Below are 25,394 nucleotides of genomic sequence, written 5' to 3' on the forward strand. Positions count from 1 at the left end.
TGTCAGTTGCTATCGTCTATAAAACGATAGGTACTTCCTTGCATAGGGGTGTCACTTGACGACTGATTTGCACGTTCCTGAAGCCACTGACGATACGTGGTCGCACGACGCGGTTTTGCCCGTCGCGGTGATGATTGCGTCGCCCGGTCGGGAGCGTGCGGCGGACTCCATGCTGTGGCAGGTGACCGGCATCGTGGTTGGTGAGCATTTTGCGTCGGCTGAACGTTCCGGCGTCTGTGTGCGTTCGACCGGCGCGGCCGAACTGTTCCTGTGGCGCGGCTTTTCGATCCGGTTGCATCCGGCGCAGGCCGAGGATTACGCCCTCAACCTCGGTGGTGATCGCCCCGAGGTGTACGTCATTGCACGGTTCAGCCCGGAAGGCGGCATGGAGCCGCTGGAGGTCACGGTCAGCCTGGACCGCGCACAGAACCTTGATTGCACCAACCTGCGCGGTTCGGACGAAGTCGTGCTGTCGGCCCAGATGCCGCCGGAGGTCTACCGCTGGCTGGAGAAGTTCATCACCGTCCACTACGAGCCGAAACGCCGGGGCAAGGGTCGCGGCAAGCAGCGCAGCAAGGCGCTGTATGACGCGACCGTGGGTGACTTCCTGGGAGGTGGTTCATGAGCGAGCCGCGCGTGTCCGCCGCCGAAGCCGAGGCCGGAACCTTCCTGTCGCGCTGGTCGCGCCGCAAACGCGGGCTGGTCGTCGACGAGCCGGTCACCGAGCCGGTGGTCACCGTTGCGGTGACCGAAGTCGTTGCGTCCGAGGTTGATGAAGACCCCGTTGATGCCCGTACCGGCAAGCGCATGTCCGAGCTCACCGACGAGGACATGCCCGAAGTCGAGACGCTGACGGCCGATTCGGACGTTTCGATGTTCATGGCCAAGAACATCTCTGCCGCGCTGCGCATGCGTGCGCTCAACAAGATCTTCATGAGCCCGAAATACAACGTGTACTGCCTGTGCGCCGAGTACGCCGATGACTACACCAACTTCGCGCCGCTCGGCGACATCGTGCCGCACGACCTCAAGTCGGCCATCGCACGCGAAGCCGGCAAGCTTTACGAGCGGCTTACCGGTCAGGGCGTGGCAGTGCCCAGGGAAGAACTCGAAGCCCGTATTGCCGCCCAGTTCCGGGGCGAGAAAACGCCTGATCTGGAGGCGGAGTACCTGGCCCGCGCCGAGCGCGACGGCAGCCTGAAACTTTCCCAGGCGGACGAAGAGCCGTCCGGGACCGACCAGAACGTGGTGCCCGACAGGGTGGGCGCCGCCAGAACCGAGGCCACATGACTGATCTTTCCGCCCTGTACGACGATCCTGTGCTCCGATCCGGCGAACCGGAGGCGGCCGCGCGGCTGGCTGCCTTGCAGGCGGCCTACTCCGTTGACGTCGATGCCACCTCACTGGTGGCGTACCGCTCGTCCGGCTATGTGCTGATCGTCGGTGCCGAGCGCGATGCGCTTGAATGTGCCGATGCCTTGCGCGAACACCTGCACTGTACGGTGCTGCCGACAGCGGCAGCGAGCGGCGCCCTGTCCGAGTCCGCGGCCGCCGCCAAGGCCGACGAAGCGCGCGTAATGATCGTGCGCGGCGAACCGGGCGACATCGCCGGTCACCTCGGAAAATTCTCCTGTACGGTCAAACTCCCCAACGGGCAGGACGTCTCGCCCGCCGGCCTGTCGCGCCCGGATCAGCCGTGGTTCGACCTGGTGCTCGATCTGCGCCGCGAGCCCGCCATCCGCCACGAGATCGCGCCTTTCGGCTACTACGCACCGCGTGGCAATTCCGACAAGCTCAACGCCATGCTGGCCGAGATGCCGGAGATGACCGGTGAGTTCGAGAAGCCGCGCTTCTTTGCCTACAACGCCGATATCTGCGCGCACGGTGATTCCGGGCTGAGTGGCTGTACGCGTTGTCTCGACGCCTGTCCGACCGGGGCGATCAAATCACTGGGCGATCTGGTCGACGTCGACCCCTACCTCTGTCAGGGCGCCGGCACCTGTACCAGCGTGTGCCCGACCGGGGCCATGACCTATGCCTACCCCGGCCCGCGTGACCAGATTTCGCGCCTCAAGCGCATGCTCTTCGCCTACCGCGAGGCCGGTGGCGAGAAGCCGTTGCTGGTGTTCCACGACGAAGAGGGCGGCCTTGATCGTCTGCGTGCGCTGGGCGCGCAACTGCCTGCGCGTGCCCTGCCGGTGCAGCTTGCCGAGATCGGCGCGGCCGGCATGGACGCCTGGTTTGCGGCCTTTGCCTACGGCGCGGCCGAGATCGTGCTGCTCGACACCGACACGGTGCCGTCCACGGTGCGTGAGGCCATGCGCGAGCAAATGCGTTTTGCCGCCCCGATCATGGATGCCATGGGCCTCGATAGCGCCCGACTGGTGTGGCTGGGGGTCGACGACGACGCTGCGGCGATCTTCGCGCGCGCCATGCAGCCGGCGGTGCGCCAGCCGGCGAGCTTCGACACCTACAACGAAAAGCGCGGCACGCTGCGGCTCGCGCTCGATCACCTGTATGACCAGTCGCCCGAGAATCCGCGCAGCGTGGCGCTGCCCGCGGGTGCGCCGTTCGGCCAGATCGCGGTCAACAAGCAGGCCTGTACCTTGTGCATGTCCTGTTCGCAGGTCTGTCCGACCCGCGCCATCACTGACGCCGGCGACAAGCCGCAACTGTCCTTCACCGAGGATCTGTGCGTGCAGTGCGGGCTGTGTGCCAAGGCCTGTCCGGAAGACGCCATCACGCTGGATGCGCGCTTCACCTTCGACTGGGAAACGCGTCGCAAGCCGCAAGTGCTCAACGAGGAAGAGCCCTTCTGCTGCATTCGCTGCGGCAAGGCCTTTGCCACCCAGAGCGTGATCGGCCGCATGGTCGAGAAGCTCTCCGGCCATCACATGTTCCAGTCCGAAGACGCGCTGCGCCGTCTCAAGATGTGCGGCGATTGCCGTGTCGTGGACATGTTCGCAGACGACCTCAAGGGCGGCTCCAAGCCGCGCTGGTTCGGGCCGAAATGAGGACGCGAAATGCTTGAAAACACCGTTGAAACGCCGCGCGATACCGATGTCGACATGCTGCGTGCCGGCACCTGGACGCTGCTTGGCCGCTTGCTGATGGCGCCGCCCGACGGTCAATTGCGCGAACGCATGATCGCCATCGGTGCCGAGACGCGCCATGGCGATGCCATCAGCGAGGCCTGGGGCCGGTTGGCCGAGGCTGCGCGCACTGCCGATGACGCCAGGCTTGCCGAGGAATACCAGGCCCTGTTCATCGGTGTCGGCAGCGGCGAGGTCACGCCGTACTCGTCGTGGTACCTCGACGAATCGATTGCTTCGCGGCCATTGGTGCTGTTGCGCGATGAGTTGCTGCGGCTCGGCATCGAGCGGCGCGAAGATAGCCACGAGACCGAGGATCACGCCGGTGCGGTGTGCGAAATCATGGGATTTGTCGTCCTCGATGAGGACGTCGATTTCGACTGGCAGAAGGAAATCTTCGAACGCCATGTCGACAACTGGATGGGGCGACTTTTCGAGGATATCGACAAGGCGCCCAGCGCGGATTTCTACCGCGCAGTGGCGGCGCTCGGTTCAGCGTTCATGACGCTGGAGCGGCGGTTTTATGCAATGTCGGCGTAAGCCGGCCACCAGAGCAGTGGCGGCGACATTGCCGCAACGGGGTTACGACAAGAGGAGTCGGAGATGAACAGAAAAGACGATACGGCCGGGGTTGAATCCCGTCGCAAGTTCATGAAATCGATGGCATTGACCGGGGGCGGTGTAGCGGTTGTGGCGACGATTGGCCAGGCCTCGGCTGCGCCGGTGGAGGCCGAGGCGCCTGCCGAGGCTGCGGCGACCGGCTATCACGAGACACAGCACATTCGCGACTACTACAACAAGGCGCAATTCTAGGCTGGGCGCGGCGTTAGGCCGCCGTAGCCAACAGCGAGGAGAGAAACCATGAAATTGGTCAAGAAAAACGGAACGGCGTCTGCCCCCCTGGGTGCCGGCCTGCTCGGCAAGACCGTGACCCGCCGCAATTTCCTGCGCGGTTCCGGTCTGGCTGTCGGGGGTGTTGCGGTCGCCGGCATCGTGCCGGGCACGATGGTCAAGAAGGCCAAGGCAGCGCGCAGCATCGACCCCAAGGCCGAGATCAAGAAGGTCAAGACCATCTGCGGTCACTGTTCGGTCGGCTGTTCCACCATCGCCGAAGTGCAGAACGGCGTGTGGATCGGCCAGGAGCCGGCGTTTGATAGCCCGATCAACCTTGGCGCACACTGCGCCAAGGGTGCTGCACTGCGTAACCACGGCCACAGCCAGCGCCGGATCAAGTATCCGATGAAGATGGTTGGAGGCAAGTGGGAGCGCATCAGCTGGGAGCAGGCGATCAACGAGATCGGCGACAAAATCCTGGCCCTGCGTGAAGAGTCCGGGCCGGACAGCTTGTGGTTCGCCGGTTCGTCCAAGGCCAACAACGAGGGCTCGTACCTGCAGCGCAAGTTCGCAGCCTTCTGGGGCTCGAACAACTGCGACCACCAGGCGCGTATTTGTCACTCCACCACGGTTGCAGGGGTTGCCAACACCTGGGGCTACGGTGCGATGACCAACTCGTACAACGACATGCTCAAGGCCAAGAGCATCATCATGTGTGGCTCGAACGCCGCCGAGGCGCACCCCGTGGCGATGCAGATGATCCTGCGTTCCAAGGAACAGGGCGCCAAGCTGATCGTCATGGACCCGCGCTTCACACGCACGGCCGCGCACTCGGACATCTACGTGCGTTTCCGCTCCGGGACCGACGTGGCGCTGATCTGGGGCATCCTGTACCACGTCTTCGAGAACCAGTGGGAAGACAAGGAATACATCGCCCAGCGCGTCTATGGCATGGACAAGGTGCGCGAGGAAGTGAAGAAATGGACCCCGTCGGAAGTCGAGCGGGTCACCGGCGTGGGCGGCGATGCGCTGCTTGAAGTTGCCAAGACGCTGGCCGAGAACCGCCCCGGCACCTTCGTATGGTGCATGGGTGGTACGCAGCACACCATCGGCAGCAACTACGTGCGTGCCTACAACTGCCTGCAGCTGGCGCTTGGCAACATCGGCAAGGAAGGCGGTGGCGCCAACATCTTCCGTGGTCACGACAACGTGCAGGGCGCGACTGACGTCGGCCCCAACCCGGACAACCTGCCGGGCTACTACCCGCTCGCCGAAGGCGGCTGGAAGCACTGGTCGCGCGTGTGGGGTGTTGACTACGAATGGCTCAAGGCGCGTTTTGACCAGGAAGAGTACGACGACGGCAAGGGCGGCAAGGTCAAGCAGATGAACACCGGTGGTATCACGGTGTCACGCTGGATCGACGGTGTTCTCGAAGACAAGGCCAACATTGCGCAGAAGGACAACATCCGCGCGGCCATGTTCTGGGGCCACGCGCCGAACTCGCAGACGCGCGGACCGGAAATGAAGCGCGCTTTCGAGAAGCTCGACCTGCTGGTCATCATCGACCCGTATCCGACGGTGTCTGCCGTGCTGCACGACCGCAAGGAGAACACCTACCTGCTGCCGGCTGCGACGCAGTTCGAGCAGGCCGGCTCGGTGACCGCATCGAACCGCTCGATCCAGTGGCGTGAGCAGGTCATCGCGCCGCTCTACGAGCACAAGCCAGATGCCGAAATCGCCTATCTGCTGGCGAAGAAGCTCGGTTTCGCGGACGAGATGTTCAAGAACTACGAGATCGTCAACAACATGCCGACCCCTGAGTCGGTGTTGCGCGAGATCAACCGCGGTACCTGGACTATCGGCTACACCGGCCAGAGCCCGGAGCGCCTCAAGGAGCACATGGCCAATCAGGCCCACTTCGACGTGATGACGCTCAAGGCCACCGGCGGGCCGCTTGATGGCGAGACCTACTGCCTGCCCTGGCCGTGCTACGGCACGCCGGAGCTCAAGCACCCGGGTACGCATGTGTTGTACGACACCAGCAAGCACGTGATGGAAGGCGGCGGCAACTTCCGCAACTCCTTCGGTACCGAGCGCGATGGCGTCACCCTGCTGGCGGAAGGCTCCTACTCCAAGGGTGCCGAGATCCAGAACGGCTATCCGCAATTCACCGCGGATCTACTCAAGCAGCTTGGCTGGTGGGATGACCTCACAGCCGAAGAGAAGGTCGAGGCCGAAGGCAAGAGCTGGACCACCGACCTGTCGGGCGGCATCCAGCGCGTGGTCATGGCGCATGGCTGCCACCCGTTCGGCAACGCCAAGGCGCGCGCCCACGTGTGGAACTTCCCCGACCCGATCCCGATTCACCGCGAGCCGCTGTACACGCCGCGTCACGATCTGGCTGCCGAGTTCCCGACCTACGAGGACCGCAAGGTGTTCTACCGCCTGCCGACGCGCTGGAAATCGGTGCAGGCCAAGGACTACTCGGGCGAATTCCCGCTCATTCACACCTCCGGCCGTCTGGTCGAGTACGAAGGTGGTGGCGAGGAAACCCGCTCGAACCCGTGGCTGGCCGAACTGCAGCAGGATATGTTCGTCGAGATCAACCCGGCCGACGCCAACAACGCCAACGTCAAGGATGGCCAGATGGTGTGGCTGGAAGGTCCGGAAGGCGGAAAGATCCGCATCAAGGCTCTGGTGACTAACCGCGTCGGACGCGGCACGGTGTTCACGCCGTTCCACTTCGGCGGTCACTTCCAGGGTCAGGACCTGCTGGCGAAATACCCCGAGGGTTCCGCGCCCTACACCCGTGGCGAGTCGACCAATACGGCGACCACCTACGGTTACGACGCGGTGACGATGATGCAGGAAACCAAGACCACGCTTTGCCGTGTGATGCCCGCATAACCGCGGAACGAGATAGAGGAGAGCCAAGATGGCCAGAATGAAGTTTCTCTGTGACGCGGAGCGCTGCATCGAATGTCAGGCGTGCGTCACTGCGTGCAAGAACGAGCACGAAGTGCCCTGGGGGGTTAACCGCCGTCGCGTCATCGTCATGGACGATGGCATGCCGGGTGAAAAGTCGGTGTCGGTGGCGTGCATGCACTGTACCGATGCGCCCTGTGCGGCGGTCTGCCCGGTGGACTGCTTCTACACCACCGCCGACGGCATCGTGCTGCACGACAAGGACCTGTGCATCGGTTGCGGTTACTGCTTCTACGCCTGCCCGTTCGGAGCGCCGCAGTACCCCAAGCAGACCGCATTCGGCGTGCGCGGCAAGATGGACAAGTGCACCTTCTGCGCAGGCGGTCCGGAAGACGCCCACTCCGATGCGGAGCTGACCAAGTACGGTGCCAACCGGATCGCCGAAGGCAAGCTGCCGCTGTGTGCCGAGATGTGCTCGACCAAGGCACTGCTCGCCGGTGATGGTGACGTGGTTGCAGACATCTACCGCCAGCGCGTGATGCGCCGCGGTGGTCGTCCGCAAACCTGGGGTTGGCAGGCTGCGTACGGCGCGGCCTGAGTAGACGGCAGTACGCACGGCGCTCCACACGGGCGCCGTGCGCAACCCGCTAAAACCTATAAGGAGCGAGACCATGCCGCACAAATCACTGCTCTTGGCATTGGCAGTTGGCGCCCTGGCGCTGACGGCCTGTGATTCCGGTGTGACCGTGCACGAACCCGGCGTGTACAAGGGCAAGAAAGACGAAACGGCGACCAAGGAAGCCGCGGATCGTCGCGCCGAGCCGCTGCGACAGCGTGCGCTGGTCGCGCACACCGACCGTTAGGAGCCCCGTCATGAATGATTCGAAAACCGTCAGTCCGCAGCGTCGCCGCTGGCGTTCCATGCTGTGGAGCCTGCTGGCCATCGTGACGCTGGCGATGGCTTTGCCGTCGATCGGCTACGTCATGGCGCAGTCGGGCAGCAACACCGCCGCGTTTGGCGAAGGCGGCGACAACCCGCGTTCCGACATGTGGCGTGAAGCGCGCGAAGGTCAGGCCGGCTACACCGCACAGACCGGGCCGTACGTCACCAACACCATGATGAACAACAGCGGAGACATCTGGCGCCAGTTCCGTACCGGCCCGCTGGTTGAATGGGGTGGCTGGTTCATGGGCGGTGTACTTGCCCTGATCGCGCTGTTCTTCCTCGTGGCCGGACGCGCCAAGCTCGACCACGGGCGAGCGGGGATGACCATTGAGCGATGGAAGGCCTACGAACGCGTGCTGCACTGGTTCGTCGCGATTTCCTTCGTGCTGCTCACGATCACCGGGCTTTCGATGCTCTTCGGTCGATACGTCCTGATTCCGGTGATGGGTGCAGAAGGCTTCGCCTGGTGGGCCGGCATCGCGATGAACATCCACAACTACCTCGGCCCGGCATTCTCGGTCGGTCTGTTGTTGATGATCCTGCTGTGGGCGCGTCACAACATCCCCAACGCCACCGATATCGCCTGGTTCAAGCAAGGCGGCGGCATGATCGGCAAGGGCCACCCCTCTGCCGGCAAGCTCAACGGCGGCGAGAAGGTGTGGTTCTGGGTCGGCGTGTTCGCACTGGGCATTCTCGTGAGCGTCTCGGGCGTGATTCTGGACTTCCCGCTGTGGGGTCAGACGCGCAGTGACATGGCGCTGGCGCAGGGCATCCACGCGATTGCCGCGATCATCTGGATCGGCTTCTTCTTCGGCCACGCCTACATCGGCACGCTGGGAACCGAGGGCGCGCTGGAAGGCATGACCACCGGCCGTGTGGACGTCAATTGGGCCAAACAGCACCACGACCTGTGGCTGGAAGAGGAGCTCGCCAAGGGCGTCAAGCCGGTACCGGCTGAAGACGCGTCCTCCTCCGGTGCTGGCGCGGTCGGCCAGCCCAGTCACTGAGTTCAGAATGCGGCGGGAGCCGTAGCCGGGCGGCCGGGAAACCGGTCGCCCGTTTCAGTTTCTGCGGCACCCTGCCGGCAGCAACACTGTGTTGGAGCAAACAATGAAGTTTCTCGAAGTGGCCCGCCTGGACGATACCGACGAGCGCGTGTATTCAAAGGCAGCACAGCTCGGTGAGCCGGCCGTTACCGGTTCGTTCGTCTTCGCCTTCGCGGAAGAAGATCCCGCGACGCTCACCGGCAAGGCTGCGCAGTCCTTCCGTCACGGCTTTCTCGGGCTGGACAGTTTTGGTTGGGCTACGGTGGTGCGCATTGTCGAAGTCAGTGACGAGCAGTACGAGGCCAGCCTGACCAAGCTCGCGCAATTCCTGGTCGAACGTTTCGGTGCGCCCTCATTGGCTGAGGCCCTGCCGGTTGCCCGTCAGGAAGTGGAGTACGCCTCGGGGCTGTGCGAACACCCCGTCGGAACCCTGCTCACCGTCGAGCGTGATACCGAGAACGGCGAAATACACGAATCCTTCAAGCGTGTGCAGCAGCGTCAGCAGGCTGCTGACTGGGAAGGGCACACCGGTCAGGTGCGGATCTGGGACATGTTTCCGGAGAGCGACAACAAGGTCTGAGCATGCGGGGGCAAGCGCTCCCGCAGAGCAGGCGCTGTGGTCAGTTGCGGTCGAACTCGCCCAGTTCGTCGCGCGTGTTGATGTTGCGGAAGGCGTCTTCCTGGTCGTCGAAGTTCACCTCGACGATTTTCAGCGTGGCGTACCAGCGATCAATCTTGCGTCCGCCGGCTTCCAGAAAATCTGCCAGATGCGGCAGCACTTCGCGCTTGCACAGGCAGAACACCGGATGTGCCTGATCGAAGGTCTTGGCCACGGCCAGATCAGCGCCGGCGGCGTCCAGTCCGGCCTTCAGGCGCGATACGAGATCCTCCGGCAGAAACGGCGAGTCACACGGCGCCGTGACCACCAGCGGATGGCTGGCGCGTGACAGCGCCGCATGCAGGCCGGCCAGCGGGCCGGCAAAGCCGCCGATCTCGTCCGGGAATACCGTATAGCCGAAGGCCTCGTAGCGTTCGGCATTCTGGTTGGCATTGATCAGCAGTTCATCCACTTGCGGGCCCAGGCGTTCGAGCACCCAGGCAGCCATCGGCCGGCCCCGCAGTTCGACCAGTCCCTTGTCTACGCCGCCCATGCGGCTGCCCTGTCCGCCGGCCAGCAGCACGCCGGTGATCTTCGCATTCGTGCTCATCGCGTGAATCGCTCTTCGCCGGTGAACAACAGGTAGTGCTTGCCTTGCGCCCGGCCGATCATGGTCAGCCCGACCTGCCTTGCGATCTCCCAGCCCATGCGCGTCAGGCCCGAGCGCGAAACCAGCACCGGGATGCCCATCTGCGCGGTCTTGATGACCATCTCGGAGGTCAGCCGGCCGGTGGTGTAGAAAATCTTGTCGCCACCATTGAGGCCGTCCAGCCACATCTGTCCGGCAATGGCGTCGACGGCATTGTGACGGCCGACGTCCTCGAAGAACATCAGGATCTCGCAACCCTCGGAGGTGGTCTGCGCCAGCGCACAACCATGCACGGCGCCGGCCTGCTTGTAGATCGAGTCGTGCTTGCGCACGGCGTCCATCAGCGCATAGAGCTGCGTCTGCGAAAAGTTCAGCGTGGTCGACAGGTGGATGGCGTCGATCTCGTCCATCAAATCGCCGAACATCGTGCCCTGACCGCAACCGGTGGTGACCGTGCGCGAGGACATCTTCTCCTCGGCGTTTTTCAGGCCGTTGCGGGTCGTGACGGACACCGCATCCACGTCCCAGTCGACCTGTACCGAGGCGAGTTCATCCAGGCTGTCGACCAGCCGCTGGTTGCGCAGCCAGCCGATGGTCAGCGCTTCGGGCGCGGCGCCGAGTGTCATCAGCGTCACCAGTTCGCACTTGTCGACGTAGATGGTCAGCGGGTTCTCACCGGAGATCGAGGTGGGGACCTCCTCTCCGTGCTCGTTCCACGCGGGAATCTCGATGGTCAGTGGCCGGCTGGCCTGGCTCAGCAGGGGGCGACGTGCGGGCGTGGTCATGGGTACAGCCTGAACGGAAACAAGGCCTTCATTCTAGCTGGCCTTGCTGTGCGGGGGCCGGTGGCAGCCAGGCCACGGTGAACAAGGTGCAGCACGCAATGGCCGCCATCAACAACAGCAAGGCGGAAAAGCCGGCCTGTGCCACCAGCGGGCCAAGCAGCCAGACCGCCGCCGAGCTGGCGCCGAAGGACACCGTGAGCCGCATGCCGGCCACGCGTGAGCGCATGCTGTCGTCCACGTAGCGCACGATCATGGCTTCGGTGAAGGGGATCGCGCCGAAGATCGCGATCATGAACAGCAGTTGCAGCGCATACAGCAGCCAGCTCTCCGCGAAGGCCGCCAGCGCCAGCAGCGGAATCTGCACCGCAATCACCGACAGATACAGCGGCTTGAGCGGGAAACGGTCAATCAGCCGGCCGACCACCAGCTGTGCGACGGAAGCCACCGCATACACCGCCGCCAGCAACAGGCCCAGCGTGGCCGGGTCGGCCGTGACGGCGGCCAGGCGTTCGCGCAGCAGCTCGTAGTTGCCGTTGGTCGAGAAGTTGAAGAGCAGGCTGCCGCTGGTTGCGGCGAGTGTCATGACCAGGAACAGACGCACGAACATGCCTCTCGGCACGTCGGCCTGCAACGGCTTGCGGCGCGCCGGCGGCAGTGCGTCGTCGCGTACGAGCACGGCAAAGGCAATCCCGCAGCCGATGGCGATCACGCCGGGAATGGCAAAGGCCGCGCGCCAGCCCAGATATTTCACCAGAACGCCCGTGACCACCGCCGCCAATGCCACGCCGAGATTGCCGGCCAGTCCGTTGACGCCCAGCGTCCAGCCCGGCCGCTTGCTGCCGCGCACCAGCATCGGAATGCCGACCGGGTGGTAGATCGCAGCGAAGGCTCCGAGCAGCCCCAGAGCGACTGCAATCTCGAACGGAGTGCGCGCGAGGCTGGTGGCAATCGCCGCCGCGCCGATGCCGACGAAGAACACGATCATCATCGGGCGGCGCCCCCACAGATCGCCCAGCCGCCCGGCCGGCAGCGAGCCGATGCCGAAGAGGAAAAACGCCAGCGTCCCCCACGGCATCAGGTCTTCCCAGCGCGCCAGACCGAAATCGGCCGCGATCGACGTCACCGCGGTGGCGAAGATCAGCAGGAACATGTGGTCAATGGCATGACCGATGTTGAGTAGCCAGGTACCCGCCTTGCCGTGCATGGGCCCGCTCCGAAGGGTTTCAGGGTGTGCCGGTGATTCTTTCCGTCCGGTACGAAGTGCTACACTCTGCGGCAGTTTAGCGCGGCGAAGTACCCAATAATCACAGCTGCGATCCACCCCCTCAGCAATGGAGAACTCCTCATGAGCCAAGTTACCCTCGCGGGCAATCCCATCGACGTCGCCGGCAATTTCCCGAAGGTCGGTGATACCGCCCCCGCTTTCTCGCTCGTCGACGGCAAGCTCGGCGATGTCACGCTCGACACCTATGCCGGCAAGCGCAAGGTGCTGAACATCGTCCCGAGCCTGGACACCCCGACCTGCGCCACCTCGACCCGCAAGTTCAACGAAGAAGCCTCCAAGTTGGCCGACACCGTCGTGCTGGTGGTTTCGGCTGACCTGCCGTTCGCTGCCAAGCGTTTCTGCGTGGCTGAAGGCCTCGAGAACGTCGTGCCGCTGTCGACCATGCGCGGCGCCGAATTCATGAAGAACTACGGCGTGGCCGTCACCTCCGGCCCGCTGGCCGGCGTGACCGCCCGCGGCGTGGTCGTGCTCGACGCCAACAACAAGGTCCTGCACTCGGAGCTGGTTTCCGAAATCAAGAACGAGCCGGACTACGCTGCTGCGCTGGCCGTGCTGAAGTAATTCGCGCGCTTTCGTGCGAACAGGACGGCGGGCTTCGGCCCGCCGTTTTTTTGGCCTGATGTCCCACAGTTTCGGGAATGCATCCTATTCTTGCGGGACTCGTCGCACCCAGAATCCACAGGAGCCGCCATGGATCTCGAAAACTATATCCGTGCCCTGCCCAAGGCCGAACTGCACCTGCACATCGAAGGCACGCTGGAACCCGAATTGATGTTCGCGCTGGCCCGCCGTAACGGGATCAAACTGCCGTTTGCCAGCGTCGAGGAAGTCCGCGCTGCGTATGACTTCTCCGATCTGCAGAGCTTTCTTGACCTCTACTACGCCGGCGCGGCGGCACTGGTGACCGAGCAGGATTTCTTCGATCTGGCCGCCGCCTATTTCGAGCGCGCCCACGCTGACGGCGTAGTGCATGCCGAACTGTTCTTCGACCCGCAGACGCATACCGAGCGCGGTATCGCCTTCGAGACCGTGCTGGATGGTCTGGAGCGGGCCTGCCGCGATGCGCAGCAGCGTTTCGGCATCAGCTCACGGCTGATCCTGTGTTTTCTGCGCCACCTGTCCGAGGCGGATGGATTCGATACGCTGGAACAGGCGCTGCCACATCTGTCGCGTATCCACGGCGTCGGGCTGGATTCGTCCGAACAGGGCCATCCGCCGGCCAAGTTTGCGCGTTTGTTCGCGCGTTGCCGTGAGCTGGGCATGCATATCGTTGCCCATGCCGGTGAGGAAGGGCCGCCCGAATACATCGTCGAGGCGCTGGACGTGCTGAAGGTCGAGCGCATCGACCATGGCGTGCGCTGCGATGCCGATGCGGCGCTGGTGGCGCGACTGGCGCGTGAACAGATGCCGCTGACCGTATGCCCGCTGTCCAACGTCAAATTGTGTGTGTTCGATCGTCTCGAAGACCACAATTTCAAGCGTCTGCTCGATGCCGGGCTGAAACTCACCATCAATTCCGACGATCCGGCCTACTTCGGCGGGTATGTTGCCAAGAATTACCTCGATACGGCCACTGCCTTGGGCTTGAGCCGTGCCGAGCTGGCGCGCGTGGCGCGCAACAGTCTGGAGGCCAGCTTTGTCTCGGAGGCCGAACGTGCTCCCTGGCTGGTCCGTCTGGACGCGATTCCGGCATGAGGGGGATTTCCACACAGGGCGGAACCACGCGGTTCCCAGCCTGTCAGCAATCCGTTCGCCGCGTTTTGCGGTCATCCGCCTGGTTACCTCACATGTTTCGATTACGCATTTCCCTGGCGTGCGCGCTTGTTGCAGCGTCGCTGTTGTTGCCCGTCGCGGTCCAGGCCCAGGGTCTTGATGTCATCGTCACGCAGGTGCGCGAAATGCGCATCGCCGACAACATCGAGGCGCTCGGCACGCTGCGCGCCAACGAATCGGCCGAGCTGACGGCAACCACCACCGACACCATTGCCGAGATCCGTTTCAACGACGGCCAGCGCGTTGCCGCCGGGGATGTGCTGGTGGTGATGAACAGCCGCGAGCAGCAGGCTGAGCGCTCCGAGGCGCTGGCCGCGCAGGACGAGGCACGCCGGCAGTTTGATCGCGTGCAGGATCTGGCGCGCCGCGGTACGGCTTCGGCGGCCCTGCTCGATCAGCGCCGGCGCGAGCTGGCCACCGCGCAGGCACGCCTCGCGGCGACCGATGCGCGCCTGCGTGACCGTCGTATCACTGCCCCGTTCGACGGCATCGTGGGCTTGCGCAACGTCTCGGTCGGATCGCTGCTGACGCCCGGCATGGTGATCACCACGCTGCACGACGACTCGGTGATGAAGCTTGATTTCACCGTGCCCGAGTTGTTCATCTCCGTGATCGAGCCGGGTTTGCGCATCGAGGCCCGCAGCCGCGCCTACCCCGCCGATGTGTTCCGGGGTGAAGTGGTGAGCGTCGGCAATGAAGTCGATCCGGTCACGCGCGCCTTTCGGGTGCGCGCGCTGCTGCCCAACGTCGACCGCAAGTTGCGCCCCGGCATGCTGATGACGCTAGGCCTGTCCGCCAACGAGCGGGATGCCCGGGTGTTGCCAGAGGAGGCCATCCTGACGCGTGGACGCGAGCATTCGGTGTTTGTCGTGGCCGGCCAGGGCGACGCCTTGAGCGCGCAACGACGCGTAGTGCAGCTGGGCACGCGCATGCCCGGCATGGTGGAGATCCGCGACGGCCTGACGGGGGATGAACGCGTCGTCACGCATGGCGCGTTCCGGCTCGCGGATGGTGACGCGGTGCGCATCCGCGCCGTCGACGACGGCAGCCGACCGTTGGCCGAGCTGCTGGCCCTGCCTGCCGGGGCCGCGAAATGATCCTCTCCGACGTCTCGGTCAAACGGCCGGTACTGGCAACCGTACTGGCGCTGCTGCTGGTGATCTTCGGCTTGATGGCCTACCAGCAGTTGCCCTTGCGCGAGTATCCCGACATTGATGCGCCGGTGGTGGCGATCGAGACCAACTATCCGGGCGCTGCGGCGACCGTGATCGAGACGCAGATCACCGAGCCCATCGAAGAGGCCGTGGCCGGCATCGAGGGCATCGAATACATCGAGTCGCGCAGCCGCGACGGTGAATCCGACGTGGTGCTGCGTTTTTCCATCAGCCGTGACATCGAGGCGGCCGCCAACGACGTGCGCGATGCCGTCTCGCGCGTCATCGAGCGCCTGCCGGTCGAGGCCGACGCACCCGAGATCCAGCGCGTGGACGCCGATGCCGACGTGATCGTGTGGTGGAATTTCACCTCCGATCGTCACAGCGTTGCCGAGCTCACCGATTTTGCCGAGCGCTATCTGGTCGACCGCCTGTCGGTGGCCGATGGTGTGGCGCGCGTGCGGATTGGCGGTGCGCGCAGCTACGCCATGCGCGTGTGGATCGACCGCAATGCGCTGGCGGCGCGTCAGCTCACCGTGGCCGATGTCGAGAGCGCGCTGCGCAACGACAACATCGAGTTGCCGGCCGGGCGTATCGAATCGCGCACGCGGCTGTTCACGGTGCGCGTTGCGCGCGAGTTCCAGAACGCAGAGGATTTTGCCAGGCTGGTCGTCAGCCGGGGGGACGATGGTTATCTGGTGCGGTTGGCCGATGTGGCACGCGTCGAGCGCGGCACCATCGATGACCGCAGCCTGTTCCGCGGCAATGGCGATCCCATGGTCGGTCTGGGCATCATCAAGCAATCCACCGCCAACACGCTGGATGTGGCCCTGGGCGTGCGCGACGAGGTGCAGCAGCTCAACCGCACGCTGCCTGAAGGCATGTCCATCGAGCCCAGCTTCGATTCCTCGGTGTTCATCGCCGGCGCGGTGCGCGAGGTGTACTCCACCCTCGCAATTGCCACCGTGCTGGTGGTGCTGGTCATCTTCCTGTTCCTCGGCAGCGCGCGCGCCATCCTGGTGCCAGCGGTGGCGGTGCCGGTTTCGCTGGTGGCCACCTTCATCGCCCTGGCGCTGTTCGGCTTCTCGGTGAATTTACTCACGCTGCTGGCACTGGTGCTCGCCATCGGCCTGGTGGTGGACGACGGCATCATCGTGCTTGAGAACATCCGCCGTCGCATGGACGAATACGGCGAATCGGCACTGGTGGCCTCCTTCCGCGGGTCGCGTCAGGTTGCCTTCGCGGTGATCTCGACCACGCTGGTGCTGATCTCGGTGTTCGTGCCGATCTCCTTTCTTCAGGGCGATATCGGCCGCTTGTTTTCCGAGTTCGCGCTGACCATGGCGGCGGCCGTGGTGTTTTCGAGCTTTGTGGCCTTGTCGGTGTCGCCGATGCTGGCGTCCAAGTTGCTGCGCCCGCGCGACGACAACCATCGCATCGTGCAGATCGTTGACCGCATCGTGAATGCCCTGCGCCGCCGCTACGCCGTGGCGCTGCGCAGCATGTTGGCGCACCGCCGGATCGCGCTGGCAGGTCTTGCCGTGTTGTTCGCGGTGCTGGGCCTGCTGTACACCCAGCTGGATGCGGAATACGCGCCGCGCGAAGACCGAGGCGTGTTCTTCGTGCAGGTCACCGGCCCCGAGGGCGCCACGCACGCCATGATGGCCGACTACATGGGCGAGATCGAGCAGCGCATGCTGCCCTACGTCGAGCGCGGCGAGGTCGAGCGCCTGCTGGTGAACTCGCCGCGTGGCGGCAATGACGCCCCGGTCTACAACATCGGCCTGGTGATTGCGGTGCTGGCCGACTGGGCCGAACGCCGCCCGGCCGAAGAGATCATGGCCGAGGTGCGCGGCAAGCTCGCTGACCTGTCGGGTGTGCGCACCAGCGTGATCATGCGTCAGGGCTTCGGCGGGCAGACGCGCAATCCGGTGCAGTTCGTCATCGGTGGTGCCGGCAGCTACGAGGAGCTGGCGCAGTGGCGCGACACGCTGCTCAAAGCCATCGAGGCCGACAACCCCGGCCTCACCGAACTCGACTGGGACTACAAGGAAACCCAGCCCCAGCTTGAGGTGAAGATCGACTACGCACGCGCCGCCGAACTGGGCGTGACCGTCGACGGCATCGGCCGCACGCTCGAAGCCATGCTCGCCTCGCGTCGCATCACCACCTACATCGACAACGGACGCGAGTACGACGTGATCGTCGAAGGCGAACGCGGCACGCAACGCAGTCCGGAAGCGCTGGAGAACCTCTACGTACGCTCGGACCGCTCGGGTGAGCTGATTCCGCTGTCCAACGTCGTGCAACTCGAGGACTTCGCCGATTCACGCGCGCTCAACCGCTACAACCGCGTGCGCGCCATCACCATCAGCGCCGGTCTGGCCGACGGCCTGCCGTTGGGCGTGGCGCTCGATCACCTCGAACGGCTGGCGCGAGAGAGCCTGCCCGAGAACGTGGTCATCGACTACCGCGGTCAGTCGCTCGACTTCAAGACGTCCAGCGGCTCCATGGATTTCATCTTCCTGCTCGGTCTGCTGGTGGTCTTCCTGGTGCTCGCGGCGCAGTTCGAAAGCTGGGTGCATCCGTTCGTGATCATCCTCGGCGTGCCGTTTGCCGTCGGCGGCGGCTTGCTCGGACTGTGGCTGACCGGCGGTACGCTCAACGTCTACAGCCAGATCGGACTGATCATGCTGATCGGGCTGGCGGCCAAGAACGGCATTCTTATCGTCGAGTTCGCCAACCAGTTGCGCGACGAAGGGCGTGAATTCCACGACGCCGTCGTCGAAGCGTCGGTGATCCGCCTGCGTCCGATCCTGATGACTGGCATCACCACCGTCGCCGGCGCCGTGCCCCTGATCCTGGCTTCCGGCGCCGGCGCCGAAACGCGTCAGGTGATCGGCGTTGTCGTGCTGTTCGGCGTGGCCCTGTCGACCGTGCTGACGCTGTTCGTCATCCCGCTGTTCTACGAACTGCTGGCGCGCAACACCGGCTCGCCGGACGACATCAAACACCGCCTCGAGGCGGAAATGGCCCCGCGCTGACGCACCGGAGCCCGCATGCGAGCCATCGTCTGCCATATCTGGTTGCTGCTGACCCTGCGCCATCCCGGCACGGGCCTGCCGCAGCGCTGGCCGCCGGTGTTTGCGCTGATGGTGCTGGCTTCAGTGCTTGCGGCCGTGCGTTGGGAAGTGCTGTACGAGCCCTACATGTTCTCGCGCCTGATCGAGCTGTTTTCGGTCGCGCTGGCGCTGTTCGTGTGGCTGCTGCTGATGGCGCTGATCAGCACGCGCTTTGCGGCAGCCTATGCACTGGTATCGATCGGCGCGGACAGCGTCAGCATGTTGCTCGGGCCTCCCGGCCTGCTGGTTCAGGGCGTGGGGTCGGCCATCCTGCTGCTTGAATTCATTGCGCTGGCCCGCATCGCTACGCTGCTGTGGCGTCGATCGCGCTCCGACGGGCGCATATGAGCGCGTTGGTCGTCGTGGGGTCGGTGCGACAATGCGTACTGGCTCAGCATCTCGGCGGTTTTCCTGATGAATTTCAATCTGCTCCGTATTTTCGTTGCCGTGGTGGACGCGGGGAGTTTTTCGCGCGGCGCAGAAGCGCTCGACATCAGCCAGCCCGCTGTCTCCAAGGGCTTGCGCGAACTTGAAGCACAGCTCGACACCCTGTTGCTCGAGCGCAAGGGGCGCAGCTTCGAGGTGAGTGAGCCGGGGCGGCTGTTGTACGACTACGGGCGCAGCATCTTCGCGCTGGAGCGCGAGGCCGACGAGGTGATCCGTTCGTTCGGCGCGCTGGACCGCGGCGAACTTGTGATCGGCGCCAGCACGACCATTTCGACCTACTGGCTGCCGCCCTATCTGGCGCGGTTTCACGAGCGCTATCCGGGCATCGCGCTGCGCCTGGTCAGCGCCAATACGGCGCACATCGCCGAGGAACTGCTGGAATGCCGCATTGATGTGGCGCTGGTCGAGGGGCCGGTGGCGGACCCGCGCTTCGAGACGCGCGCGTGGCGCGAGGACGAGATGGTGGTGATCGTCGCACGCACCGACGATCTGCCGTCCGACCGCATGATCGACCCGGCCGCGCTGGCGGAACAGCTGTGGGTGGTGCGCGAGCGCGGCTCGGGCAGCCGGGAAGCCACCGATTCGGTGCTGGCCGGGTTGGGCATCGTGGCGCCGCAGACCATTGAAGTCGGCAGCAATGAGGCCATTGTGCAGACGGTCGCGGCGGGCGTCGGCCTCGGGCTGGTGCCGCGCATTTGCGCGCGCGATCAACTTGCTCTCGGCCGTGTGCACCGCGTGTTGCCGCAGAAGGGCCCGCTGCTGCGACAGCTCTATCGCATGCGCCTGCCGCAACGCCCGGTCAGCCACGCTGCGCTGGCCTTTGAAGCATTGCTGTTGGAACCTTCGACAGGACGATGACGATGCACGACGACGCCCACACCATCACCACCGAAGCGCAGCTGGATGCGCTGTTCGGCGCGGTTGCTGCGCCTTCGCTGAAGAAGGAGATCGACCACATCCACCCGCTGTACGCGCAGATGATCGAGGCCTCGCCCTTCTTCATCATGGCGACGTCCGGGCCGGACGGCCTGGATGCCTCGCCGCGCGGTGATCCGGCCGGCTTCGTGGCGGTGGAGGATGCGCGCACGCTGCTGCTGCCGGAGCGGCGCGGCAACAACCGCGTCGATTCGCTGCGCAACCTCGTGCACGATCCGCGCATCGCACTGCTGTTCCTGATTCCCGGTGTCGGCGAAACGTTACGCGTGAACGGCCGCGCACGCATCAGCACCGAGCCGGCGCTGCTCGAACGTTTCGCCATGCACGGCAAGCCGCCGCGCTGCGTGCTGGTGGTGTCGGTCGAGCGTGTGTATTTCCAGTGCGCCCGTGCGATCGCCCGCTCAGGGTTGTGGAACCAGCCTGCGGAAGAGGCGAAGGCGCGCGTACCCAGCCCGGGGCATATCCTCGACGCGTTGACCGGCGGTGAAGTCGATGCGCAGCGCTACGATCTGGCTCTGCCCATGCGTCAGCGCGATACGCTTTACTGAGTCATTCGGCTCGCAAGGCCTCCACCGGGTTCAGACGCGCGGCACGGCTGGCGGGCACGACGCCGGCAATTGCGCCGATCACCACCGCTATCGCCTCGGCTGCGACCACGAAGGCCAAGGGGGTATGCACCGGCAGTGCCGGTAGCAACAGCGCCGCCAGTTGCGCGATGCCGATGCCGGCGACCAGCCCCAGCGCGCCGCCTATCGCGGCCAGCACCACTGCCTCGCCCAGGAACAGACCGAGGATGGTGCGCCCGCGGGCGCCCAGCGCCTTGAGCAGGCCGATCTCGTTGGTGCGTTCGGACACCGCGATGGTCATGATGGTGACGATGCCCACTCCGCCGATGAGCAGCGAGATGCCGCCCAGCGCGCCGACTGCCGCGGTAAGAATATCGAGGATGTTCGACAGCGTTGCGATCATGTCCTCCTGGGTCTGAACGGTCACGTCGTCCTGGCTGTGGCGCGCGGCAAGCAGCGCGCGTGCGGATTCGGCGATACGCGCCGGGTCGGTGCCCTCGCGGTAGGCGAGGTTGATCTCCATCAGACCCTCGCGGTCGTACAGCGCCAGTGCGCGCGCAGCCGGAATGTAGATCATGTCGTCCAGATCGAAGCCGAGAAACTGGCCCTTGGAGGCCATCACGCCGATCACGCGGTAGCGCTCGTCACCGACGCGTACGCGCTCGCCCAGCGCGCTGGCGTCGCCGAACAGTTCGCGCGCGAGTTTCGCGCCGAGCACCGCCACGGCGCGCGCGCTACCGGCGTCCTCGTCGGGCAGGAAGCGGCCGCTGGCCACCGGCAGCGAGAACACGCGATCCATGCTTGCGCCCGTACCCAGCACCATGGTGCGGCGCACGCGCGCGCCGGCGCGCACCTCGGAATTGCCCGATACGGCCGGAATCGAGCCGGTCACGTCGGGCAGGCGGGCGAGCGCCGCGGCGTCGTCCAGCGTCAGCGGTCGTGCGCTCGACGGCAGGCCGGGCGGCCCGCCACTGGCTTCGCGCCGGCCCGGCGTGATCTGCACGATGTTGGTACCGAATTGCGTGAATTCGTGCAGCACGTAGCGGTGCAGGCCTTCGCCCAGCGACGTGAGCAGGATCACCGCGGCAATGCCCACCGCGATGCCGGCGAGCGTCAGGGCGCTGCGCAGTCGGTGGGCGGCGAGCGAGCGCAGCGTCAGGTGCAGGAAGTCGGCCGCGTTCATCGTCTGGCCAGCGCCCGGATCGGGTCCAGCTGCGCAGCGCGACGCGCCGGCAGTACGCCGAAAACCACACCGGTTGCCAGGGCCGTGCCCAGCCCCGCCGCTACCGCCCAGTCCGGCGGCCACGCCGGCAGCAGCGGAAACGCCGCGCGCACGGCCCATGCGCCGCCATGCCCCAGCGCCACGCCGAGCGCCGCACCGGCGGTCGATAGCAGCGCGGCTTCGACCAGGAACACCGCGCGGATCGCGCGCGTGCTCGCGCCCAGTGCCTTGAGCAGGCCGATCTCGGCGGTGCGCTGCGTGACTGCGACGAGCATCACGTTCATGACCAGCACACCGGCCACCGCCAGGCTGATGGCGGCGATTCCGGCCACTGCCAGTGTCAGCGTGGTGAGGATGCGGTCGAAGGTGCCGAGGACCGCGTCCTGCGTAATGACGGTCACGTCCAGTTCGCCGCGCCGTTGCGCGAGCAGGTCTTCGATGGCCATCTGGGCGCCGGCGAGCGCGTCGCGCGAGCGCGCTTCGACGAGCACGCGAAACAGCGTGTTGGTGTCGAACATCGCCTGCGCGGTAGCCACCGGCACGATCAGCAACTCATCGGTGGTCATGCCCAGGCCGGCGCCGGCGCGCTCCATGACGCCGATCACGCGCAGCCGACGGTCGCCGACGCGAACGCTGCGGCCGATGGCGCTCTCGGCGCCGAACATTTCGTCGCGCAGGCTCGCCCCCAGTACCGCTACAGCGCCGGCGCGACGCGCGTCGGCTTGAGGCAGGAAGCGTCCCTGGGCCATCGTGAAGCCGCGCAGCGCGAGGTAGTCGGCAGTCGTGCCCATCACGGTGACGTCACGTCGGCGCCCGCTCCAGGCGATCTCCGAGGTGCCCACCGACAGCGGCGCGACGCGCACCACGGTGCTCAGACGGCGCAACGCGTCAGCATCGTCCACGGTGAGGTCGCGCGGCGTGCTGGTGACCAGAGTGCCCAGCCCCACGCCGCCGGTCTCGCTGCGTCCCGGCAGCACGATGAGCAGGTTCGCACCCAGTGCCGAGAACTCGTCGATGACGTAACGTCGTGCGCCGTCGCCGAGTGCGGTGAGGACTACCACCGAGGCTACGCCGATGGCCATTGCGAGCATCATCAGCATGCTGCGCAGGCGATTGCCGGCGGCCGCGCGCAGCGAGAAGGCGAGCGTGTCGCGCGGCGTCACGATGCTGCCTCGTCGGCGACCACGGCGCCGTCTTCCATACGGATGCGTCGCCGCGCACGCGCGCCCAGGGCGGGGTCGTGCGTGACCACCAGCAGGGTGACGCCTTCGGCGTTGAGTGCTTCGAGTACTTCGGTGACCTCGTTCCCGGTGGCGCGGTCGAGGTTGCCGGTGGGTTCGTCGGCCAGCAGCAGGGCCGGACGCATGATCGTGGCGCGGGCGATGGCCACGCGCTGGCGCTGGCCGCCGGACAACTCCTCGGGCCGGTGGTCGGCGCGAGCGGCCAGGCCCGTCTGCTGCAATGCTTCGGTCACGCGCGCGGCGCGATCCTTCGGCGCGACGCCGGCCAGCATCAGCGGCAGCGCAATGTTTTCGGCGGCGGTCAGGCGCGGCACCAGGTGAAAGCTCTGGAATACGAAACCGATGCGCCGACTGCGCACTGCGGCCTGCTCGTCGGGTGTCAGCGTCGTGACGTCGCGGCCCTCGAGGCGGTAGCTGCCCGAATCCGGGCGGTCGAGCAGGCCGAGCAGATTGAGCAGTGTGGACTTGCCCGAGCCGGACGGCCCCATCACGGACAGGTATTCGCCGGCGTGGATGGTCAGCGTCACGTCGCGCAGCGCATGCACGGTGGCGTCGCCGACATGGAAGATGCGCTCGATGCCGGCCAACTCGATCTGGGCGGCCTGCGTCGCCATGACCTTACTCCTCGGGCACGACACGCACGCCCTCATTCAGGCCGGCGCGCTCGAGCGAGACGACGACGCGCTCGCCCGCGGCCAGTCCGTCGCGCACCTCGGTGTATTGCCAGTTGGCCAGTCCGGTCTCGACCGAGCGCAGTGACAGCCTGCCGTCGTCGGGGCGGTAGACGTAGGCGCGGTTGCCTTCGAGCAGCGTCGCAGTTGGCACGCGCAGTACGTTGTCGCGCACGTCGCGCACGATCTCGACGTCGGTGCTGTAGCCGACGAGCAGGCCGCGCACACGGTCCGGGTCTGCGAACGCTACATCGACGTCCACGGTGCGCGCCTGGCGCTCGACGGCCGAGATGTAGGGCGCGACGCGTGTGACGCGGCCGTCGAAGACCTCGCCGGGCAGTGCGTCGAGTCGGATGCGGGCGCGTTGGCCGGGGTGGATGCGGGGCGCATCGATCTCGTCCATTGGCACGCGTACGTACAGGCAGGAATCGTCGATCAGGTCGATTGCCGGCGGCGTCGGTACGCCGGGCGGCGACGGGGTCGAGTACTCGCCCAGTTCGCCGGTGATCTTGGCCACGGTGCCGGCGAAGGGCGCGATCAGCACGCTGCGTTCGCGGTCGGTGGTGGTGGCGGCGATCTGTGCCTCGGCGGTGCGGGCATCGGCCTCGGCGGCGCGGCAGGCGGCGCGGCGCGCGCGTGCCTCGGTGTCGGCCTGCTCGACGCGCGCGGCCGACACGAAGCCCGATCCAAACAGCGCGCGCTGGCGCACCGCGTCGTGCTCGGCGTTGTCGGCCATGTCGCAGACCTCGGTGACGCGTCCGCGCGCGGCCTCGAGCTGAGCGTGGTTGACGGCCAGTCGCGCGCTGTTGTCCTCGCTCCACAGACGCAACAGCACTTGCCCGGCCTCAACGCGGTCGCCTTCCTCAACGCCGAGGTAGTCGATGCGCCCGCCTACGATGGTCGACAACCGGGTACGCTGGCAGGCTTCGATCTCGCCGGCGCGCGTGTTGGCGACGATCGCCTCGACCGTGCCGGTATCCACCGTCGCCAGCCGCACCGGCAGCGGGGGCGTGCGCGTTGTCCACCACAGCACTGCTGCAATCAGAGCGGCGAGGGTGGTGGCGACGGCGAGTTTGCGCAGGGCTGCCATGGCAACGGGATCCTCCGGAACTGATGATCGCGCGCGGCGCTGCGGCGCACAAGCGCAGTGCGCAATATCTTTGCGTTGGATCAAAGAGATGCGGAACTTGCGCTGGCCAGCGCCGTCGGATGACAATTGTCCCGACACGAATATACCGAGGCCGCCATGCAAACCCGAGACAAGAACCTCGATCCCCGACGCTGGCTGCGCCTGGCGAATCATTTCTTTCTGGTCACGGCCGTGCTGTTCGTCATTCACCAGAACGTTTTCCGCCCGGCCCCACCGGCGACGGACGTGCCGGTGATTGCGCAGGCCATCCAGTACCAGCCGCAGACGCCGCCCCCCGGGTTTGATCCGGAGCAGACCAGCAACGAGGAACTCGACCTGTCCGTGCGACCGGAAGAGCGGCCCTACTCGATGCACTGGGAGCCGGCCTTGCCGTCCGGCGACTGAGCCATGGCACTGGTCGAATCGACCATGTTGCCGCTCGGAACGCCGGCCCCGGCGTTCCGCCTGCCTGAACCGGCCACCGGCAATCTGGTGGCGCTCGATGACTATGCGACGGCTGACGCCATACTCGTCGCCTTCATCTGCAACCACTGCCCCTACGTCCAGCTGATCCGCGACGAGCTTGCGCGCTTCGGGCGTGACTATCTGCCGCGCGGCCTGGCGGTTATCGCGATCAACGCCAATGACGCGGCCACCCACCCGGCCGACAGCCCGGAAAGAATGAAGGAAGAGGTGGCGCGCTTCGGCTACGTATTTCCCTACCTGCACGATGCCAGCCAGGACGTCGCGCGGGCCTATCGTGCGGCGTGCACGCCGGACTTCTTCCTGTTTGACGCTTCGCGCCGGCTGGTCTATCGCGGTCAGTTCGACGATGCGCGTCCGGGCAATGACATTGCGCCCTCGGGTCAGGATCTGCGCGCCGCAGCGGATGCCGTACTGGCGGGCTTGCCGGTGTCGACGCAGCAGAAGCCCGGCATCGGCTGCAACATCAAGTGGAAGACCCCTCGCTGAA

The 25,394-nt window shown here is 65.7% G+C and carries 26 protein-coding genes; 19 read left to right on the top strand and 7 right to left on the bottom strand.

Going from position 1 to position 25,394, the window contains the following annotated elements:
- The first annotated feature begins 55 nt into the window (after window positions 1–55).
- The 10 genes from AC6H0R_RS06200 to AC6H0R_RS06245 all read left to right on the top strand — a co-directional run bounded on the left by AC6H0R_RS06200 (window position 56) and on the right by AC6H0R_RS06245 (window position 9,423).
- Window positions 56–625 carry a DUF3305 domain-containing protein gene (locus AC6H0R_RS06200; protein ID WP_497580475.1) on the top strand — a complete coding sequence of 190 codons (570 nt, stop codon included), beginning with the start codon at window positions 56–58 and terminating at the stop codon, window positions 623–625.
- Window positions 622–1,290 carry a DUF3306 domain-containing protein gene (locus AC6H0R_RS06205; protein WP_497580476.1) on the top strand — a complete coding sequence of 223 codons (669 nt, stop codon included), beginning with the start codon at window positions 622–624 and terminating at the stop codon, window positions 1,288–1,290. The genes AC6H0R_RS06200 and AC6H0R_RS06205 overlap by 4 nt, the downstream gene beginning before the upstream one ends.
- Window positions 1,287–3,014, top strand: coding sequence for a 4Fe-4S binding protein (locus AC6H0R_RS06210; RefSeq protein ID WP_497580477.1), 1,728 nt, complete (start codon window positions 1,287–1,289; stop codon window positions 3,012–3,014). Before AC6H0R_RS06205 ends, AC6H0R_RS06210 begins: the two co-directional genes overlap by 4 nt.
- Before the next feature lie 9 nt (window positions 3,015–3,023).
- On the top strand, window positions 3,024–3,632 hold the full coding sequence (locus AC6H0R_RS06215; RefSeq protein WP_497580478.1) for a TorD/DmsD family molecular chaperone: 609 nt from the start codon (window positions 3,024–3,026) through the stop codon (window positions 3,630–3,632).
- A 63-nt stretch (window positions 3,633–3,695) separates the two neighbouring features.
- Window positions 3,696–3,905 carry a twin-arginine translocation signal domain-containing protein gene (locus AC6H0R_RS06220; protein ID WP_497580479.1) on the top strand — a complete coding sequence of 70 codons (210 nt, stop codon included), beginning with the start codon at window positions 3,696–3,698 and terminating at the stop codon, window positions 3,903–3,905.
- Window positions 3,906–3,953: 48 nt separating this feature from the next.
- On the top strand, window positions 3,954–6,833 hold the full coding sequence (locus AC6H0R_RS06225; RefSeq protein ID WP_497580480.1) for a formate dehydrogenase subunit alpha: 2,880 nt from the start codon (window positions 3,954–3,956) through the stop codon (window positions 6,831–6,833).
- A 28-nt stretch (window positions 6,834–6,861) separates the two neighbouring features.
- A complete protein-coding gene (gene fdh3B, locus AC6H0R_RS06230; protein ID WP_497580481.1) occupies window positions 6,862–7,449 on the top strand; it encodes a formate dehydrogenase FDH3 subunit beta in 588 nt (195 codons plus the stop codon).
- Window positions 7,450–7,522: 73 nt separating this feature from the next.
- Window positions 7,523–7,714 (top strand): hypothetical protein, encoded by a 192-nt coding sequence (locus AC6H0R_RS06235; protein WP_497580482.1) that lies wholly within the window; start codon window positions 7,523–7,525, stop codon window positions 7,712–7,714.
- 10 nt (window positions 7,715–7,724) lie between these two features.
- Window positions 7,725–8,804: a formate dehydrogenase subunit gamma gene (locus AC6H0R_RS06240; RefSeq protein WP_497580483.1), complete on the top strand. Its 1,080-nt coding sequence runs from the start codon at window positions 7,725–7,727 to the stop codon at window positions 8,802–8,804.
- Window positions 8,805–8,907: 103 nt separating this feature from the next.
- Window positions 8,908–9,423, top strand: coding sequence for a DUF6505 family protein (locus AC6H0R_RS06245; RefSeq protein ID WP_497580484.1), 516 nt, complete (start codon window positions 8,908–8,910; stop codon window positions 9,421–9,423).
- A gap of 40 nt (window positions 9,424–9,463) precedes the next feature.
- Here AC6H0R_RS06245 and mobA read toward each other — a convergent pair whose 3' ends face one another.
- The 3 genes from mobA to AC6H0R_RS06260 are packed head-to-tail and all read right to left on the bottom strand — an operon-like array spanning window position 9,464 to window position 12,079.
- Window positions 9,464–10,051, bottom strand: coding sequence for a molybdenum cofactor guanylyltransferase MobA (mobA, locus tag AC6H0R_RS06250; RefSeq protein ID WP_497580485.1), 588 nt, complete (start codon window positions 10,049–10,051; stop codon window positions 9,464–9,466).
- Window positions 10,048–10,875, bottom strand: coding sequence for a formate dehydrogenase accessory sulfurtransferase FdhD (locus AC6H0R_RS06255; protein ID WP_497580486.1), 828 nt, complete (start codon window positions 10,873–10,875; stop codon window positions 10,048–10,050). Before AC6H0R_RS06255 ends, mobA begins: the two co-directional genes overlap by 4 nt.
- 28 nt (window positions 10,876–10,903) lie before the next feature.
- The gene (locus tag AC6H0R_RS06260; protein ID WP_497580487.1) at window positions 10,904–12,079 is read right to left on the bottom strand and encodes an MFS transporter; all 1,176 of its coding nucleotides are present in this window, start codon (window positions 12,077–12,079) and stop codon (window positions 10,904–10,906) included.
- A gap of 141 nt (window positions 12,080–12,220) precedes the next feature.
- Between AC6H0R_RS06260 and tpx the strand changes: the two genes are divergently transcribed.
- The 7 genes from tpx to AC6H0R_RS06295 all read left to right on the top strand — a co-directional run bounded on the left by tpx (window position 12,221) and on the right by AC6H0R_RS06295 (window position 20,140).
- A complete protein-coding gene (tpx, locus tag AC6H0R_RS06265) occupies window positions 12,221–12,721 on the top strand; it encodes a thiol peroxidase (RefSeq protein ID WP_497580488.1) in 501 nt (166 codons plus the stop codon).
- Between the two features lie 129 nt (window positions 12,722–12,850).
- Entirely contained in the window at window positions 12,851–13,855 is a 1,005-nt protein-coding gene (locus AC6H0R_RS06270; RefSeq protein ID WP_497580489.1) for an adenosine deaminase, read from the top strand.
- A gap of 92 nt (window positions 13,856–13,947) precedes the next feature.
- Complete coding sequence (locus AC6H0R_RS06275) at window positions 13,948–15,030, top strand: efflux RND transporter periplasmic adaptor subunit (protein ID WP_497580490.1); 1,083 nt, start codon at window positions 13,948–13,950, stop codon at window positions 15,028–15,030.
- Complete coding sequence (locus AC6H0R_RS06280; RefSeq protein ID WP_497580491.1) at window positions 15,027–18,131, top strand: efflux RND transporter permease subunit; 3,105 nt, start codon at window positions 15,027–15,029, stop codon at window positions 18,129–18,131. Before AC6H0R_RS06275 ends, AC6H0R_RS06280 begins: the two co-directional genes overlap by 4 nt.
- A gap of 15 nt (window positions 18,132–18,146) precedes the next feature.
- A complete protein-coding gene (locus AC6H0R_RS06285; protein ID WP_497580492.1) occupies window positions 18,147–18,557 on the top strand; it encodes a hypothetical protein in 411 nt (136 codons plus the stop codon).
- A 66-nt stretch (window positions 18,558–18,623) separates the two neighbouring features.
- Complete coding sequence (locus AC6H0R_RS06290) at window positions 18,624–19,514, top strand: LysR substrate-binding domain-containing protein (protein WP_497580493.1); 891 nt, start codon at window positions 18,624–18,626, stop codon at window positions 19,512–19,514.
- Window positions 19,515–19,516: 2 nt separating this feature from the next.
- A complete protein-coding gene (locus tag AC6H0R_RS06295; protein ID WP_497580494.1) occupies window positions 19,517–20,140 on the top strand; it encodes a pyridoxamine 5'-phosphate oxidase family protein in 624 nt (207 codons plus the stop codon).
- Window position 20,141: 1 nt separating this feature from the next.
- Here AC6H0R_RS06295 and AC6H0R_RS06300 read toward each other — a convergent pair whose 3' ends face one another.
- The 4 genes from AC6H0R_RS06300 to AC6H0R_RS06315 are packed head-to-tail and all read right to left on the bottom strand — an operon-like array spanning window position 20,142 to window position 24,382.
- A complete protein-coding gene (locus tag AC6H0R_RS06300; RefSeq protein ID WP_497580495.1) occupies window positions 20,142–21,341 on the bottom strand; it encodes an ABC transporter permease in 1,200 nt (399 codons plus the stop codon).
- Window positions 21,338–22,543 carry an ABC transporter permease gene (locus AC6H0R_RS06305; protein WP_497580496.1) on the bottom strand — a complete coding sequence of 402 codons (1,206 nt, stop codon included), beginning with the start codon at window positions 22,541–22,543 and terminating at the stop codon, window positions 21,338–21,340. The genes AC6H0R_RS06300 and AC6H0R_RS06305 overlap by 4 nt, the downstream gene beginning before the upstream one ends.
- On the bottom strand, window positions 22,540–23,235 hold the full coding sequence (locus tag AC6H0R_RS06310) for an ABC transporter ATP-binding protein (protein WP_497580497.1): 696 nt from the start codon (window positions 23,233–23,235) through the stop codon (window positions 22,540–22,542). Before AC6H0R_RS06310 ends, AC6H0R_RS06305 begins: the two co-directional genes overlap by 4 nt.
- A gap of 4 nt (window positions 23,236–23,239) precedes the next feature.
- Window positions 23,240–24,382 carry an efflux RND transporter periplasmic adaptor subunit gene (locus tag AC6H0R_RS06315; protein ID WP_497580498.1) on the bottom strand — a complete coding sequence of 381 codons (1,143 nt, stop codon included), beginning with the start codon at window positions 24,380–24,382 and terminating at the stop codon, window positions 23,240–23,242.
- 156 nt (window positions 24,383–24,538) lie between these two features.
- Here AC6H0R_RS06315 and AC6H0R_RS06320 point away from each other — a divergent pair, with 156 nt between their 5' ends.
- Both AC6H0R_RS06320 and AC6H0R_RS06325 read left to right on the top strand, forming a co-directional pair.
- Window positions 24,539–24,826 (top strand): hypothetical protein, encoded by a 288-nt coding sequence (locus tag AC6H0R_RS06320; protein WP_497580499.1) that lies wholly within the window; start codon window positions 24,539–24,541, stop codon window positions 24,824–24,826.
- Between the two features lie 3 nt (window positions 24,827–24,829).
- Window positions 24,830–25,393, top strand: a complete 564-nt coding sequence (locus AC6H0R_RS06325; protein ID WP_497580500.1) for a thioredoxin family protein — start codon at window positions 24,830–24,832, stop codon at window positions 25,391–25,393.
- The last annotated feature ends 1 nt before the right edge of the window (window position 25,394 follow it).

The sequence above is a fragment of the Pseudazoarcus sp. NS36 genome (assembly GCF_059703705.1).

Bases quoted from the DNA above. Each gene is read 5' to 3' on its own strand.
- AC6H0R_RS06290 (WP_497580493.1), top strand. From the start codon at position 18,624: ATGAATTTCAATCTGCTCCGTATTTTCGTTGCCGTGGTGGACGCGGGG.
- AC6H0R_RS06285 (WP_497580492.1), top strand. From the start codon at position 18,147: ATGCGAGCCATCGTCTGCCATATCTGGTTGCTGCTGACCCTGCGCCAT.
- AC6H0R_RS06275 (WP_497580490.1), top strand. From the start codon at position 13,948: ATGTTTCGATTACGCATTTCCCTGGCGTGCGCGCTTGTTGCAGCGTCG.
- AC6H0R_RS06255 (WP_497580486.1), bottom strand. From the start codon at position 10,875: ATGACCACGCCCGCACGTCGCCCCCTGCTGAGCCAGGCCAGCCGGCCA.
- AC6H0R_RS06315 (WP_497580498.1), bottom strand. From the start codon at position 24,382: ATGGCAGCCCTGCGCAAACTCGCCGTCGCCACCACCCTCGCCGCTCTG.
- AC6H0R_RS06210 (WP_497580477.1), top strand. From the start codon at position 1,287: ATGACTGATCTTTCCGCCCTGTACGACGATCCTGTGCTCCGATCCGGC.
- AC6H0R_RS06325 (WP_497580500.1), top strand. From the start codon at position 24,830: ATGGCACTGGTCGAATCGACCATGTTGCCGCTCGGAACGCCGGCCCCG.
- AC6H0R_RS06220 (WP_497580479.1), top strand. From the start codon at position 3,696: ATGAACAGAAAAGACGATACGGCCGGGGTTGAATCCCGTCGCAAGTTC.
- AC6H0R_RS06225 (WP_497580480.1), top strand. From the start codon at position 3,954: ATGAAATTGGTCAAGAAAAACGGAACGGCGTCTGCCCCCCTGGGTGCC.
- fdh3B (WP_497580481.1), top strand. From the start codon at position 6,862: ATGGCCAGAATGAAGTTTCTCTGTGACGCGGAGCGCTGCATCGAATGT.
- AC6H0R_RS06310 (WP_497580497.1), bottom strand. From the start codon at position 23,235: ATGGCGACGCAGGCCGCCCAGATCGAGTTGGCCGGCATCGAGCGCATC.
- AC6H0R_RS06235 (WP_497580482.1), top strand. From the start codon at position 7,523: ATGCCGCACAAATCACTGCTCTTGGCATTGGCAGTTGGCGCCCTGGCG.
- AC6H0R_RS06280 (WP_497580491.1), top strand. From the start codon at position 15,027: ATGATCCTCTCCGACGTCTCGGTCAAACGGCCGGTACTGGCAACCGTA.
- AC6H0R_RS06295 (WP_497580494.1), top strand. From the start codon at position 19,517: ATGCACGACGACGCCCACACCATCACCACCGAAGCGCAGCTGGATGCG.
- tpx (WP_497580488.1), top strand. From the start codon at position 12,221: ATGAGCCAAGTTACCCTCGCGGGCAATCCCATCGACGTCGCCGGCAAT.
- AC6H0R_RS06240 (WP_497580483.1), top strand. From the start codon at position 7,725: ATGAATGATTCGAAAACCGTCAGTCCGCAGCGTCGCCGCTGGCGTTCC.
- AC6H0R_RS06260 (WP_497580487.1), bottom strand. From the start codon at position 12,079: ATGCACGGCAAGGCGGGTACCTGGCTACTCAACATCGGTCATGCCATT.
- AC6H0R_RS06320 (WP_497580499.1), top strand. From the start codon at position 24,539: ATGCAAACCCGAGACAAGAACCTCGATCCCCGACGCTGGCTGCGCCTG.
- AC6H0R_RS06300 (WP_497580495.1), bottom strand. From the start codon at position 21,341: ATGAACGCGGCCGACTTCCTGCACCTGACGCTGCGCTCGCTCGCCGCC.
- AC6H0R_RS06205 (WP_497580476.1), top strand. From the start codon at position 622: ATGAGCGAGCCGCGCGTGTCCGCCGCCGAAGCCGAGGCCGGAACCTTC.
- AC6H0R_RS06215 (WP_497580478.1), top strand. From the start codon at position 3,024: ATGCTTGAAAACACCGTTGAAACGCCGCGCGATACCGATGTCGACATG.
- AC6H0R_RS06245 (WP_497580484.1), top strand. From the start codon at position 8,908: ATGAAGTTTCTCGAAGTGGCCCGCCTGGACGATACCGACGAGCGCGTG.
- AC6H0R_RS06270 (WP_497580489.1), top strand. From the start codon at position 12,851: ATGGATCTCGAAAACTATATCCGTGCCCTGCCCAAGGCCGAACTGCAC.
- mobA (WP_497580485.1), bottom strand. From the start codon at position 10,051: ATGAGCACGAATGCGAAGATCACCGGCGTGCTGCTGGCCGGCGGACAG.